General features: G+C 58.0%; 13 protein-coding genes, 1 tRNA gene and 1 pseudogene. 5 read left to right on the top strand and 10 right to left on the bottom strand.

All coding sequences use genetic code 11. From position 1 onward, the window contains the following. Positions 1-85 precede the first annotated feature (85 nt). Positions 86-877: an NAD kinase gene (locus AC0V6K_RS13040; protein WP_472622911.1), complete on the top strand. Its 792-nt coding sequence runs from the start codon at positions 86-88 to the stop codon at positions 875-877. Between the two features lie 116 nt (positions 878-993). Further along, positions 994-1068: transfer RNA gene (locus AC0V6K_RS13035), tRNA-Asn, on the top strand. A 21-nt stretch (positions 1069-1089) separates the two neighbouring features. On the opposite strand, the gene AC0V6K_RS13030 is transcribed toward AC0V6K_RS13035, so the two are convergent. After that, on the bottom strand, positions 1090-2433 hold the full coding sequence (locus tag AC0V6K_RS13030) for an alkaline phosphatase PhoX (protein WP_472622909.1): 1344 nt from the start codon (positions 2431-2433) through the stop codon (positions 1090-1092). Between the two features lie 12 nt (positions 2434-2445). Continuing rightward, positions 2446-3129, bottom strand: coding sequence for a glutathione S-transferase family protein (locus AC0V6K_RS13025; RefSeq protein WP_472622907.1), 684 nt, complete (start codon positions 3127-3129; stop codon positions 2446-2448). 95 nt (positions 3130-3224) lie between these two features. Between AC0V6K_RS13025 and AC0V6K_RS13020 the strand changes: the two genes are divergently transcribed. Continuing rightward, positions 3225-3863 carry a glutathione S-transferase family protein gene (locus AC0V6K_RS13020; protein WP_472622905.1) on the top strand — a complete coding sequence of 213 codons (639 nt, stop codon included), beginning with the start codon at positions 3225-3227 and terminating at the stop codon, positions 3861-3863. 17 nt (positions 3864-3880) lie between these two features. On the opposite strand, the gene AC0V6K_RS13015 is transcribed toward AC0V6K_RS13020, so the two are convergent. The 7 genes and pseudogenes from AC0V6K_RS13015 to AC0V6K_RS12985 form a co-directional block, all read right to left on the bottom strand. After that, positions 3881-4738 (bottom strand): energy transducer TonB, encoded by an 858-nt coding sequence (locus AC0V6K_RS13015; protein WP_486172658.1) that lies wholly within the window; start codon positions 4736-4738, stop codon positions 3881-3883. A 48-nt stretch (positions 4739-4786) separates the two neighbouring features. Continuing rightward, positions 4787-5539, bottom strand: coding sequence for a sulfite exporter TauE/SafE family protein (locus tag AC0V6K_RS13010; RefSeq protein WP_472622901.1), 753 nt, complete (start codon positions 5537-5539; stop codon positions 4787-4789). A 32-nt stretch (positions 5540-5571) separates the two neighbouring features. Next, positions 5572-8328 (bottom strand): preprotein translocase subunit SecA, encoded by a 2757-nt coding sequence (gene secA / locus AC0V6K_RS13005; protein WP_472622899.1) that lies wholly within the window; start codon positions 8326-8328, stop codon positions 5572-5574. A gap of 137 nt (positions 8329-8465) precedes the next feature. Further along, on the bottom strand, positions 8466-8738 hold the full coding sequence (locus AC0V6K_RS13000; RefSeq protein WP_472622897.1) for a hypothetical protein: 273 nt from the start codon (positions 8736-8738) through the stop codon (positions 8466-8468). Between the two features lie 67 nt (positions 8739-8805). Then, the gene (locus AC0V6K_RS12995) at positions 8806-9366 is read right to left on the bottom strand and encodes a TonB family protein (protein ID WP_472622895.1); all 561 of its coding nucleotides are present in this window, start codon (positions 9364-9366) and stop codon (positions 8806-8808) included. Between the two features lie 86 nt (positions 9367-9452). After that, a pseudogene (locus AC0V6K_RS12990) lies at positions 9453-10166 on the bottom strand (energy transducer TonB); the annotation flags it as partial. Further along, positions 10163-10978, bottom strand: coding sequence for an energy transducer TonB (locus tag AC0V6K_RS12985; RefSeq protein ID WP_472622893.1), 816 nt, complete (start codon positions 10976-10978; stop codon positions 10163-10165). The pseudogene AC0V6K_RS12990 and the gene AC0V6K_RS12985, both read right to left, overlap by 4 nt. Before the next feature lie 87 nt (positions 10979-11065). On the opposite strand from AC0V6K_RS12985, the gene argJ reads away from it, so the two are divergent. Together argJ and AC0V6K_RS12975 are read left to right on the top strand one after the other, a co-directional pair. Next, the gene (gene argJ / locus AC0V6K_RS12980) at positions 11066-12292 is read left to right on the top strand and encodes a bifunctional glutamate N-acetyltransferase/amino-acid acetyltransferase ArgJ (RefSeq protein WP_472622891.1); all 1227 of its coding nucleotides are present in this window, start codon (positions 11066-11068) and stop codon (positions 12290-12292) included. A gap of 62 nt (positions 12293-12354) precedes the next feature. Then, positions 12355-13092 (top strand): inositol monophosphatase family protein, encoded by a 738-nt coding sequence (locus tag AC0V6K_RS12975; RefSeq protein WP_472626151.1) that lies wholly within the window; start codon positions 12355-12357, stop codon positions 13090-13092. A gap of 2 nt (positions 13093-13094) precedes the next feature. On the opposite strand, the gene trxA is transcribed toward AC0V6K_RS12975, so the two are convergent. After that, entirely contained in the window at positions 13095-13421 is a 327-nt protein-coding gene (gene trxA, locus AC0V6K_RS12970; RefSeq protein ID WP_472622889.1) for a thioredoxin, read from the bottom strand. Positions 13422-13444: the final 23 nt, after the last annotated feature.

Here is a 13444-nt window from a genome sequence, read left to right as displayed (position 1 = left end):
CATCAATTGCAATCCGACCGAAATTGGAACATCAGGATAACTCACTAGCGCACACAATCGCTTGGGCGGGGTTCTTCGAAGTCATATGAGCACAGACAACCAGTTTGAGCGTTTTGCGCTTCTGGCATCGGACTCCCACCGGGCGCGCGAGGCCTATGAGCTGTTCAAGGATCGGGAAGATTGGGTCCCGCTTGAAGAGGCCGATGCCGCCATCGTTTTGGGCGGCGACGGTTTTATGCTGCAAACGCTGCACTCGATGCTCGATAGCGGGCGCGTGATCCCCGCCTATGGGCTCAATCGCGGCACGGTCGGCTTCATGATGAACCGCTATCGCAGCAAGGGGAACTTGCCGCGCATGGCGAACCGCGCACGCCCGTTCAAGATAGCGCCCCTGCGTATGGAGGCGGTGACGCAGGATGGGGAAACGCACACCTTCCTCGCCATCAACGAGGTGTCCTTACTGCGTGAAATGCGGCAGACCGCGAAGATCGAAGTGAGCGTGAATGGACGTGTGCGGATCGAGCAATTGATCTGCGACGGCGTCTTGCTCTCCACGCCAGCCGGTTCGACCGCCTATAACCTCTCCGCCAATGGCCCGATCTTGCCGCTGGGATCAGAACTGCTGGCGCTCACCCCCATTAGCCCGTTCCGCCCACGCCGGTGGAGTGGCGCAATCTTACCCGATCATCTGCCAGTGAAGTTTCGCATTCTGGAGCCGAAAAAACGCCCCGTTTCAGCCGTGGCCGATCAGCGCGAACTGCGGAACATTGCAGAAGTCACGCTAAGCGTCGCGCGCCAGACAGAACTGACGCTGCTGTTCGACAAAGGGCATTCGCTTGATGAACGGATCGTCGCCGAGCAATTCGCCTGGGATTAGAGGTCAAAGCGCACCTGAAAGCTCCGGACGCAAAAATCCCAAAACGCCTCTTGCCAATTTCGCGCGCGACTCATATACGCGCGCTTCGCTTCCCTCCATACCGCTTGGGAAGCTGCTCCCCGATAGCTCAGCGGTAGAGTAGGTGACTGTTAATCACTTGGTCGTTGGTTCGAATCCAACTCGGGGAGCCATTTTCACCCACACTGCCGGTTTTATGCATTCCACGGTCCTGTGATCGCGAGCGTTCGCGTGGGAGCGTATGCGTTCACGAAGAACGTCTTGCCATCGGGCGAGAAGCACCCGCCCGCCAGCTCGGTCTGCATGCGCAGGCGCGCGAAGTCATAGGGACGACCATCCGGCGTGATTCCGCGCAGGTGGTTGTCGACCACATCGGTGTATTGATCCTCGCACACAATCAGATGCCCGTTGGGGGCTACGCACAGGTTGTCGCCAAAATTGAACTGTTCCGCGCTCTCGCTTTCGAAGAACAATTCGAGGCGGTCTGCCTCTTTGCCGCGTCCGGGTACCAGACGGAAAATCTGGCCAAGCTTCTTAGCGCCGCCACTGGTCGAGCAGATGTACAGATCACCATCGCCCATATGCATGCCCTCACCGCGCGCGATCAGTGTCGCACCTTGGGACGCTGCGCGTAAGCGAAGGTCGTTCTTGGGCGCTTCGACATCATCCAGATCGATCCAGCGAACCGGATAGGACTGCCCCACCGGCATAGTGACCGCGTCCCAATTGCGCGTATCTGGCAGCCCATCGACCACCATGGCCTGCAACTTGCCACCTTCGGCGAGCTTGCCAGGGACCTTAGGCAGGAAGCGGTAGAACACGCTGTTATTCATATCCTCGGTTTGATAGACATAGCCTGTCGCCGGATCGACCACCGCAGCCTCGTGATTGAAGCGGCCCAATGCTCGCAATGGCAAGGGGTCGACCAATCCGGTTGCATTGCCGGGCACTTCGAAGGTCCAGCCGTGATTGACCGCTAGCCCATCGCCATAACGCTGGCCCGGACCCGTTGGTGCTTCTTCACAAGTCAGCCAGCTGCCCCACGGGGTCACCCCGCCCGAGCAGTTGCGGATTGTCCCACCGAGCGTGCGGAACTGGCGCTTAACTTCCAACGTCTTTGCATCGAGTACGATATTCGTCGTTCCGCCTGGGACAATCTCCCCTTTCCATGTGCCGTATCCTTTGGCGATTGCTCCACCTGCGCCATCGGTCGGGATCAGCTCATGGTTGCGCACCAAGGCAATCTCGCCATTACCGATGTCAAGACAGCCCATACCGTCGGCCTTGTCCGGCACGGTGCCGCCATCGCTCATCGCATCGCCAAGGCTGGAGAGAACGCGGTACGAGAAGCCGGCGGGCAGATCGAGAACACCCTTGGGATCGGGCACCAGTGGCCCGTAATTGCTGAATGCGCTTCGGCCATCTGTGCCCGGCAATCCCGCTGCCCCGCGAGTCATGCAACCGCTCGCAAGCAATGCAGCAAAGGCGCTTCCCGTGGCACCGAGGAATTGACGGCGGTTCTGGATGGGCAAAGTCATAAGGCGGTGGTCCTATCGTTTGACGATTGTCTGTGCGTTCTTGGCAAAGGCATCGGCTTTCTTGTCATCCTTTAGCAGGCTTTCGACCGATACAGGAACGGTAATCCCTTTGCGCAAGCCCGGCTTCTCTTTCATCACGCCGAGCCAGCGATCGAGATTGTCCAGTCCGTCGCGAGAAACGCCGGACCAACGATAGGTCCGCACCCAGCACCAATTGGCGATGTCGGCGATGGAATAGTCATCGCCCAACCACTCGCTTTCACCCAGCCGCGTGTCGAGCACTTCGAACAAGCGGCGGGACTCATTCTGGTAACGGTCAATTACCGCCGGTATCTTCTCGGGAAAGTAGCGGAAGAACACATTGGCCTGCCCCATCATCGGGCCGATCCCGCCCATCTGGAACATAAGCCATTGCATCACCTTGGCGCGCGCCTTGCTCTCGGTAGGAAGCAGCCGCCCCGCCTTCTCCGCAAGGTAGATCATAATCGCGCCGGATTCGAAGACGGGAAGGTTGTCATTCTCCCGGTCGACAATCACCGGGATGCGGCCATTGGGATTCATGGCGAGGAATTCGGGCGCCTTCTGATCGCCCTCGGTCAGGTTCACCGCATGCGCCTCATACGGGATACCCAGCTCTTCCAGAGTGCACGAGGCCTTGTGACCGTTGGGTGTGGGGGATGTGTAGAGATCGATCATCGCGGTCCTGCTCGAATTGGCTTGCTCTCGCCACTCTACGCCCTACGCTCGCCCATGCAATTATTTGGGCAATTTCAAATCGGGAGAGAGACTGCGTGAGCCTTACATTCTATGATTGCCTGACCGCGCCCAGCCCACGCCGCGCGCGCATTCTGCTAGCGCTGAAACAGGTGCCGCATGAGGTTGTGGAGGTTGACCTGCGCAGCGGCGAGCACATGGGTGAGGCATACAAGGCGGTCAATCCGCAGATGACGGTGCCCGCGCTCAAGCTCGACGATGGCTCCGTGCTCACCGACAATGCCAGCATCGCGGCTTGGCTGGAGGCGACCTACCCCGAGCCCGCGCTGATGGGCGAAACCGCCTTGGAGAAAGCGGATATCGCCAGTTGGAACACGCGGGTGGAGATGGAGTTCGGCATGGGGGTCGCCAGCGCCTTGCGCAACTCAACCCCGATGATGAAAGGCCGCGCCCTTCCCGGCCCGCACAATTACGAGCAAATCCCCGCACTGGCCGAACGAGGTATGCAGCAGATCGGGCACTTCTTCGACATGCTTGAGACGCATATGGAAGGGCGCAACTACATCGCTGGCGGGCGGCTATCCGTGGCGGATGTGACGTGCTTCGTCTTTATGGACTTCGCCAAGATCGTGAAGCGGCAACCGGGTGATGAGCACGCGAACATCGCGAGGTGGCGCGATAGGTTGCGGGGGATGGAGGGCTTCGTAACGCAATGAGGTGAATATGAGTGCATTCAGTTCAAGCGGTAAGTGATTGTCGTCGAAAACTCAGCCTTCGCTGGCTCTCCGGAACTGTTCAGTGCAGGAACGAACCGAGAATAGCGAAGCATACCTTGGCATGCTGCATCGTCGAGCACTTGATGCCCACTGCTCTTAGCTACAGTACAGTTTTCAGCCCGACCGAACACACCAACGCTTACGGTGACCCCAACCTTTCCTTGTAATTTCTCCCGCAAAGCAGTGCTTGGATAGTTATTTGAAATTTGCGAAGCCCATCGTGAGATATTTAAGGGCCTCACCGGTCGCGGCAGCACCGGTTCAGGCTTTTCAGAAGCAAAAGGGTCCTTTGGAATATGCGCAAAGCGCGCTTTTTCTCTTTCCGCAGCAGCAATCTCGGCTCGAACCTTCACCAGACATCGTTCTACTATTTTCATGGCATTGGCAGTGCCGTCTAAGGACATTTGATCGACGCGCGTATCACCCATGAAAATGTGGAGCGTGTCACCCTTGGCAAAGTCTTTTGCAAAATTTGCTGGGAAAATGCCCATAAATCCACGCCGGATACCGTTTTTCGTTCCGACTGAATTCCCCGAATACGCATTGCCGTTAAGAACGTATGTCAGGTTATAAGCCTCACCTTCTTTTGCCGACCAATTGTAGTTATCGACCGCCATACCGATCCTGCTATCAGGGTATTTGAGCAGAGTAAGTGCGGTCGCGCCCGGCCCATCGAACTCCATACTAATACCGCAGCTGTCTTCGGTCTTCACGACTGTCCAACCGGCGTATTCGCCATAGTATTCGGCAGCAGTCGACGGGCTTCCGAGTGCGGACATAATTAGCAAAGCAGCAAGACTTGAGTATCGCAGCATTCCAAGTCCTTCTAAATATTGGACGCTAGTTTCAGTAGACCAACTTGATTATCCCCACAACAATCGCACGCCAACCAACATAACTAGCGCCGCAGTCAGCCATCGTATCCACTTCAGCGGCAAGACCTTCAACGCCATCAGGCTGCCGATCTGACCGCCAACCGCCACTGCCACCAGCAGCGGCAGCGATGCGCCGACGGCTCCGCCGAAGGCTGCAGGGCCTTGTTTGAGCATTTGTCCGGCAAGGCCGAACAGCGAGTTGATCAGGATAAACACGCTTGCTGTTGCTGCTATTTCGCGGGCGCTGGCCCAGCGGGTGAGGTGGAGCAGCGGGGCAAGGAAGATGCCGCCGCCTATGCCGACCAAGCCCGCAAGAAAGCCCATCGGTGCGGCGATCACGGGCATGGCCTTGGCAAAGCGAGTCGGCTCACCCGCCACATCCTCGCGCACTGGGATCAGCATGGTGATGCCGGTCAGGATAAGGCTCGCACCTAGCAGCGTGAGGAACAAGTCGCGTTCTATCGGAATCAGGCCGCCCACCAACGCCGCCGGTGCCGCCAGTGCAGTGAGCAGCAATGCCCCTTTCCACGGAGTAACTTTGGCTCGCGCGAACCGGACAGTTGCTCCGGCCACCACCACGATATTGCACGCCAGCGCAACGAGCGGCAGCAAGCGGTAATCCAGCCCAGACAACGCCAACAGCGCCGCATAAGTCGAGCCGCCGCCAAAACCGACGCTGGCATAGAGCAGCGCGGTGACCAGAAAGGCGAGCGCCAGCATGATCGGCACGGCGCCAATCATTGTGGTCTCGCCTTCATGCCAGCCTCAAAACCTTACGCAGTAGCCTTGGCTGCGCCGTGGCAATGCTTGTACTTGTTGCCGCTACCGCATGGGCATGGACTGTTCCGGCTTACCTCAAGGTGGGCATAGGGATCATCGGTGTTTGCCCCGCCCGGCCCCGATGCCGCACGCGGACTTCCGGCGAGCGAGCCGAAAAGTTCAGGGCGATCTGCCGAGCCATCACCATCATCCGAATTGTCCAAGCCAGTGAGCGGATCGATGTGACCTGTCAGGAAGTCGGGCAGGTCAGGCAGAGCCTGTTCTTGCGGCTGTTGAACCTGAAGCTCGGCGCGGAACAAGATTTTTGTCACTTCCTGACGCAGCGTGTCGAGCATGGTTTCGAACAGGCCGAAAGCTTCCTGCTTGTACTCGTTGATCGGCTGTTTCTGGGCAATGCCGCGCATCCAGATCACCTGACGAAGCGCATCGAGCGTGGCGAGGTGTTCTTTCCAGTGGAAATCGAGCTGGCGGAGCAGCACGTCTTTCTCGACCATGCGCCAAACGCTGGGATCGTTCTTGGCGATCTTATCGTCCATCATCGCATCGGTCTGCTCGCGGATACGCTCTTCGAACAGCTCCGGCTCGACCTGCTCTTCTTCGATCCACTCTTCAAACGGCAGTTGCAGGTTGAAGACGTCCTCAACCTTCTCACTCAGCATCGCGATGTCCCATTGCTCCGGGTACGAGCCCGGAGGACAAGCGTTGGAAACGAGGGCGTTGATCGTGTCGTGGCGCATATCGACAACGACATCGTCGACGACTTCACTGTCCATGATCTCACCGCGCTGCTCGTAGATCACCTTACGCTGGTCATTCATCACGTCGTCGTATTGGACAACCTGCTTACGCGCTTCGTAGTTGCGTCCTTCGACCTTCTTCTGCGCGGTTTCGATGGCTTTGGAGAGCCACTTCGAACCAATGGCCTCACCATCCTCAAGGTTCGAGTTCATCATCTTGGCGAACAAAGTGTCCGGACCAAAGATGCGCAGCAGATCGTCTTCGAGGCACAGATAGAAACGTGAAAGACCCGGGTCACCCTGACGGCCCGAACGGCCACGCAACTGGTTGTCAATCCGGCGGCTTTCGTGGCGCTCCGTGGCGAGGACGAACAAGCCGCCCGCTTCGATCACCTTGTCGCGCTCGGCCTTCACCTCTTCTTTGATCTTGGCAATCGCGGCGTCTTTTTCGGCGCCGTCCTCCATGCCCATCAGCTCATCGCCGATGCGGAAATCAGCGTTACCGCCCAACTGAATATCGGTTCCGCGGCCGGCCATGTTGGTGGCGATGGTCACCGCACCCAAGCGGCCTGCCTGAGCAACGATGTGCGCCTCACGCTCGTGCTGGCGCGCGTTCAAAGTCTCATGCTTCACACCTTCTTTGTCGAGGAATTCGCTGAGCAGCTCCGATTTCTCAATCGAAACGGTGCCGACCAGGATCGGCTGCCCGCGTTCGTTGTGCTCTTTGATCGTCTTCGCGATGGCTTTGAACTTGTCCATCGTGTTCTTGTAAAACTCGTCTTCCTCATCGATTCGAGCGACAGGAAGGTTGGTCGGAATTTCGACCACGTTGACCTTGTAAACGTCCCAAAACTCGGCCGCTTCGGTTGCTGCAGTACCGGTCATTCCGGCAAGCTTGGGATACATGCGGAAGTAGTTCTGGAACGTAATCGAGGCCATGGTCTGGTTCTCAGGCTCGATGTTCACGTCTTCCTTCGCCTCGACAGCCTGGTGCAGACCGTTCGACCAACGGCGGCCATCCATCATACGACCGGTAAATTCGTCGATAATCACAACCTTGTCGTCTTTGACAATGTAGTGATCGTCGCGGCGGAACATGTGCACCGCACGCAGCGCTTGATCGAGGTGGTGGACCACCTGCGTGTTTTCGACATCGTATAGGTTGTCTGTTTCCAGCAGGCCCTTCTCGATCAGGATCGCCTCAACCTTGTCCAGCCCGTCTTCGTTCAGCTGGATGTTCTTGGTCTTCTCGTCCTTCTCGTACCAATCCTCTGGGATCTCTTTCGCGACTTCATCGAGCGCGTGGTAGAGATCGGATTTGTCCTCCGTCGGGCCAGAGATGATGAGTGGGGTACGGGCTTCGTCGATCAGGATCGAGTCCACCTCATCAACGATCGAGAAGTTAAACGGGCGCTGCATCATCTGCGAACGTTCGTGCTTCATATTATCGCGCAGATAATCGAAACCGAATTCGTTGTTCGTGCCGTAGGTGATGTCGGCGTTGTATGCGTCTTTCTTGGTGAACTCGTCCATGTTGGGGATGATCACACCCACGCTCAGCCCCATCCAGTTGTAGAGCTTGCCCATGTCTTCGGCGTCACGGCGGGCGAGGTAATCGTTCACGGTCACAACGTGGACGCCCTTGCCTTCGATCGCGTTGAGATAAACCGCGAGCGTCGCCATCAGGGTTTTACCCTCACCTGTGCGCATTTCCGCGATTTCACCGCGGTGGAGCACGATGCCGCCGATGAGCTGCACATCGAAGTGACGCATCCCGAACACGCGCACCGAAGCTTCGCGAATGGTGGCAAAGGCTTCAGGCAGGATGTCTTCAAGGCTGGCGCCATCATCCAGTTTCTTGCGGAACTTGTCGGTCTGCGCCTGCAAGGCTTCGTCAGAAAGCTGCTGCATCGCAGGCTCAAGAGCGTTGATCTGGGCAACGACTTTTCCGAGCGATTTGACGTAACGGTCATTGGATGAGCCGAAGATCGACTTAACGATGGCGTTGAACATGGATGTAATCCTGAAGTGCGGTTGACCCGAAAGCGGGACAGAATGCCGAAATATGTTTGAGATGCAGGCGCTTGTGCCCGCTGAAACGAAATCAATTTTAGCGCCGCGCCGCGACAGGGCGCGAGCGTCAGGAGACCCTATTCGTAAGCGCGCTCGATACCCATCAGCACGGGCAAGCGCAGAGTGAGCGGGCAGGTTGCCTCGCTAAGGGGCGCTTCGGTCGCGGTGCTGGTTTTGGCGGAGCTTGGCGGTGCATCGACTGGGATTTGCTCTGCCGACACATCGTCATTGGCACTGGCGCTAAAGCTGGTGTCGCAAGCCATCGCGTCGACAATCGACGCGTGCGCAGGCGCATTGAGCGCTGCGAGGCCTGACAACAGGGCCAAAAAGGCGAACAAATGACGTGTCATTGCGTGTGCAGATAGGGACTAAGTCTCACCACGTCCACACACATAGTGTGAATTGATGTGCGTGACCTTAATCGCCCGATGTCGGCTGTTCTGCGTCTTCAACCACTGCACTCAGCTTTACCGTCACCTGCCGAGAAATCGGAACGCCAGCCTCATTGCGGTAGGGTGCGTTCAATCTGGGGTTGTTACGGCCGCAAGGATTGTCCTCAAAAGACTTTTCCAGGTCGGATGGAATAGCGCCTTCTTTCTCAAGAACGCGGCAATCAGATCTCGCGCCATCCTCGCCTTTCAGAAAGGTGACGCTCAATGCGAAATCATCGACAATCTCTGGTTCCAGCTTCGACCAGATCACCCGGGCCGAGTATTTACTCGCGACCACGTCGCCATCGGCGTTCTCTGCAGGCTTAAACCGCGCGCGCTTAAGCAGCAGCGAGCAAGTCGTCGTTTGCAGTAGCTCCGATGCGTTACCGCCATCTACTGTGCAATCGGTGGGTTTGCCGCTGGCATCCACTTCAAGCGTATATCCGACGCTTCCAGACTCGCCATTGCGCCATGCCTCCGGCGGATAGTCAGAGCTGGTGACCCATTCCTCTCGCCAATCCAATGGTGTTGGAGATGGAAGTGGCATTTGGTTGACGACAGGTCTTGCAATCGAAGGTGCTGCGACCGCTTTTTGCCCTCCGCCTTCCCTGTATTCGGCAACTCCCAGCGAACTGCTCGCCTCATTGTTCGGGCAGGCGAAGTGCCATCGGCGCTTGGGCTCGCATATGAGCCCTTCATCTTCTTGATGTTGTCGCACGTCTCTTTGTCCAGCACCCAAGATCCAGAGCTGACCGTGATCATGCACTTAGAGACGGTCCCGTCCGGCTCGATTTTGAACTCGGCACCTACGCGTCCTTGCTGCCCAGCTTCTCTCGCCGCCGTCGGATAACGCCAACCCAAGTTTGATGCTTTGTATTCCTCGTCTGTGGAATGCCTCCAGACTACGCGATTTGAGAATGTGCCGATGGTCGGATTTCCGGCATCATCGCGCGCGGGATTGAAACGCGCATAGCGTCGCGCGGAGAGGCAAGCGGTTTTGTCGAGGTTTGAGAACCCGCTCGAGCCGGTTACCGCGCAATCGGTCACCCGGCCATTGGCTCCTACCGTCAACCTGAAACGAGTAGTCCCTTCTTCACCGAGAAAGTCCGCATCCTTTGGGTACTGAACCTGCCGGTTCCATCGCGCCTGATTACGCGGTGTCGCCCCGCTCGCCAGACTTGGTGGAGGAGGTGGTGGCGGAGCTGGATTGACGACCGGCACATCGTCAATGTTCAACGACGAATTCACTTCCTGCGCATGGACGCTTGGCGCGAAAGTCAGGGCTAAACCGGCTGCGGTGCAACCAGCGACAATCCTCAAGGGCGCAGATGCGCTATCAGCGGTCATTCTCCGGGCTCTTCAACCTTCACATCGAATGACACGGTGACCCGTTTTGCAACCGGCATGCCGTCCTGATCGCGATAGGGAACGCCGCGTCTCGCAATACCTCTTGGACAACCGCTTCCATCGACCATGTCACGCTCGATGTCTTTGCGAATACGCTCGGGAACGTCGCCCTCAAGCTTGAGCAGTTCACACTCTTTGCTCGAGCCATCGGCATCGTGCAGGTACCGGAATGTAACTGACATCGTGGGCATCTCCGGCTCGCGCTTGCGCCAGATATAGCTGCGGGCAAGCGACCCAGCGACGGGAGTACCGGCATCCTCCATCGCAGGAGAAAACTCTGCTCTTTCCAAGATGATTTCACACGTTTTCGCATCCAATGCCGCATCACCGGAACTCGATACGATGGTGCATTCCGTAGGTTCTCCATCAGCATCAACATCGACGCTGTAACGTACGGTCCCTTCGCTGTCGTTCTGCCAAGATGAGATCGGGTAATCCGCCTGGGTGGGAAGCGCTTCCCTGTAATTGGTCAAACGCGGATCACGCGGATAGCGGGGCCTCGACGGCGCCACGCTGATTGGCGGTTGAGCAACTTCGGTAGTCCTTTCGTACGGCACAGGCGGCGGCGGTGAAGGAAGCGGTGCCGCCGGAGGAGCGGGCGGTGGTATGTAAACCGGCGGAGGTGGCGGCGACGATAACGTCGTTTGAGTCATCGTGCCTTTGACGGCCTCGTTGACCGTGCGATCCTGCGCGGAAGCAGGCGCAACCGCGTACAAACCAATGGCGGGAATAAGCAAATATCTGTTTTTCATGGTGATCAACCTACTGACCGTGACCACCTATACAAGAGCTTAATCGGCCAATTGCGGTGACACGCTTTGCCGTTTACGGGATGCCCCATGGACCTCGAACGCTCTCCGCTTGCCCTGCCCTTCCCCGCAATGCCGCCGATTGAAGGCGTCACGCTGCGCACCGTGCGTGCGGGATACAAGGACTGGGACCGCGCCGACCTGACTCTGATCGAAGTGACCGAGGGGACTTCCCTCGCAGGCGTCTTCACGCAAAGCGCTTGCGCGTCGAGCGAGGTAGAATTGGGCCGCGAGCAGGTAAAGTCAGGGACGGCGCGCGCGATAGTGGTCAATGCCGGCAACTCTAATGCTTTCACCGGATATCGCGGGCGTCAGGCGGTGGAATTGATCCAATCGCAGATCGCCGCCGGTCTCGGATGTGAAGCCAGCGACGTGCTCGTCTCCTCAACCGGTGTGATCGGCGTTCCCTTGCCCCAAGACATTGCCAAAGCAGGCGTGGAAGCTGCCCTGACCGCAGAACCATGCGGATGGGAGGACGCCGCGCTTGCCATCACCACCACGGACACTTTCGCCAAAGGCGCGCACGCTTCCGCCATGATCGGCGACACATGGGTCGAGCTGTGCGGAATTATCAAGGGTAGTGGGATGATAGCACCCGATATGGCGACCATGCTCGGTTATGTCTTTACCGATGCCAACGTCGCTCCCGCTTTCCTGCAAGAGCTGCTTGGCTGCGTGAATGCTGAAACTTACAGCTGCATCACCGTGGATGGCGACACTTCGACCAGCGATACAGTGCTGGCCTTCGCCACAGGCAAGGCAAACAACGCACGGATCGAAGGGTGGGACAGCCCCGGCGCAGACGCCTTTGCGGCGGCATTAACCGATGTGAACCGGCAGCTGGCCCAACTGGTCGTGCGCGATGGCGAAGGCGCTTCCAAGTTCATCACCATCGGCATTTCCGGCGCTGCTGACGATGCCAGCGCACACCGTGTGGGATTGGCTGTTGCCAATTCTCCACTCGTCAAAACCGCGATTGCAGGAGAGGACGCCAATTGGGGCCGAGTGGTTATGGCGGTGGGCAAAGCGGGCGAACCCGCAGACCGGGACAAACTCTCCATCGCATTTGGCGGGGTGTGGGCTGCGCGCGATGGATTGCCGGTAGAAGGCTATGATGAAGCCCCGGTGGCTGAGCATTTGAAAGGGAGCCAGATCGACGTCGCCATCGATCTTGGAATTGGATCAGGCCGAGCGACCGTTTGGACCTGTGATCTCACCCATGGATATATCTCGATCAATGCGGATTATCGGTCGTGAGCGAGCTTGGCCCACTCGACGCGGAAATCCGCGACCTCTTCCGTTTTGCCGCACAGCGATCGATGCTGCCTCGCTTCCGCGCGCTGGCGGAGGAAGAGATTGAGATGAAGGGTGAGGATGACCCCGTCACCATCGTTGATCGCGAGGTCGAGCAGTTCCTTTCAGAAGCACTCACAAAGCTGGCACCGGGTGTCGAAATCGTTGGCGAAGAAGCGGTCGCAGCGGATGAAAGCGTGCTCGAAAAACTCTCCGGCCCATGCTGGATTATCGACCCGCTAGATGGCACCGCCAACTTCACCGAAGGAAAAGAACCGTTTGGGATCATCGTCTCGCTCGCAGATGCTGGGAAGGCAGTCGGAGGCTGGCTCTACGATCCGGTGAAAGATCGACTGTGCCACGCCAAGGCGGGCGAAGGCGCCTTTATCAACGGCGAGAAGGTGAAGGCGCGCGCCACGGGCGAAGGACCACCTATTGCAGCGATCAGCCGTTTGTTCCTCAACGAAGAAGAGCGCGCGGAGGTCGATGCCAAGATTGCCCCGCATTACACGCTGGCCGACATTCCGCGCTGCGCTGCCGAGCAATATCCGCGATTGGCACTCGGCGAGAATGATATCTCGACCTTCCAACGCACATTGGCATGGGACCATGCCGCGGGCGTGCTGTGGCTCAACGAGGCTGGCGGTAAAGCTGCACGCCCCGATGGCAACGAGTACCGCGTCGATGAAAACAGCAGACCGGGCCTGATTGGCGCATCAAGCCCGGCCCTGTGGGACGACTTTGTCGCCCATTTGTCAGTTTAGAATTAGGCGGAGAGCTCGCCTTCAAGCCATTCTTTCAGCTGGCTTTTCGGCGCCGCCCCAACCTTGCGCGCAATCGCTTCGCCGTTTTTGAACAGCACCATCAACGGAATCGATTGAACGCCCATATCAGCCGGAACGCCAGTGTTTTCCATGATATCCATCTTGGCGATGGTGACCTGCTCGCCCAGCTCCTCGCTGATTTCCTCGAGAGCGGGTGCGATCATTTTGCACGGGCCGCACCAATCGGCCCAGAAATCGACCAGAACGGGCTTGTCGCTGTCAACAACATCGGCCTGCCAGCTGTCATCGGTTACATTTACGGTGGCCATCACGGCTTCTCCTGATTTCTTTT

This window comes from Erythrobacter sp. S43 (assembly GCF_057364955.1).
The sequence above is the reverse complement of the archived record's forward strand: the minus strand, read 5'-3'. Positions and strand labels throughout refer to the sequence as shown.

Coding starts and splice junctions, on each gene's coding strand:
- AC0V6K_RS13040 (WP_472622911.1), top strand. CDS start 86: ATGAGCACAGACAACCAGTTTGAGCGTTTTGCGCTTCTGGCATCGGAC.
- AC0V6K_RS13030 (WP_472622909.1), bottom strand. CDS start 2,433: ATGACTTTGCCCATCCAGAACCGCCGTCAATTCCTCGGTGCCACGGGA.
- AC0V6K_RS13025 (WP_472622907.1), bottom strand. CDS start 3,129: ATGATCGATCTCTACACATCCCCCACACCCAACGGTCACAAGGCCTCG.
- AC0V6K_RS13015 (WP_486172658.1), bottom strand. CDS start 4,738: ATGCTGCGATACTCAAGTCTTGCTGCTTTGCTAATTATGTCCGCACTC.
- AC0V6K_RS13010 (WP_472622901.1), bottom strand. CDS start 5,539: ATGATTGGCGCCGTGCCGATCATGCTGGCGCTCGCCTTTCTGGTCACC.
- secA (WP_472622899.1), bottom strand. CDS start 8,328: ATGTTCAACGCCATCGTTAAGTCGATCTTCGGCTCATCCAATGACCGT.
- AC0V6K_RS13000 (WP_472622897.1), bottom strand. CDS start 8,738: ATGACACGTCATTTGTTCGCCTTTTTGGCCCTGTTGTCAGGCCTCGCA.
- AC0V6K_RS12995 (WP_472622895.1), bottom strand. CDS start 9,366: ATGCCACTTCCATCTCCAACACCATTGGATTGGCGAGAGGAATGGGTC.
- AC0V6K_RS12985 (WP_472622893.1), bottom strand. CDS start 10,978: ATGAAAAACAGATATTTGCTTATTCCCGCCATTGGTTTGTACGCGGTT.
- argJ (WP_472622891.1), top strand. CDS start 11,066: ATGGACCTCGAACGCTCTCCGCTTGCCCTGCCCTTCCCCGCAATGCCG.
- AC0V6K_RS12975 (WP_472626151.1), top strand. CDS start 12,355: ATGCTGCCTCGCTTCCGCGCGCTGGCGGAGGAAGAGATTGAGATGAAG.
- trxA (WP_472622889.1), bottom strand. CDS start 13,421: ATGGCCACCGTAAATGTAACCGATGACAGCTGGCAGGCCGATGTTGTT.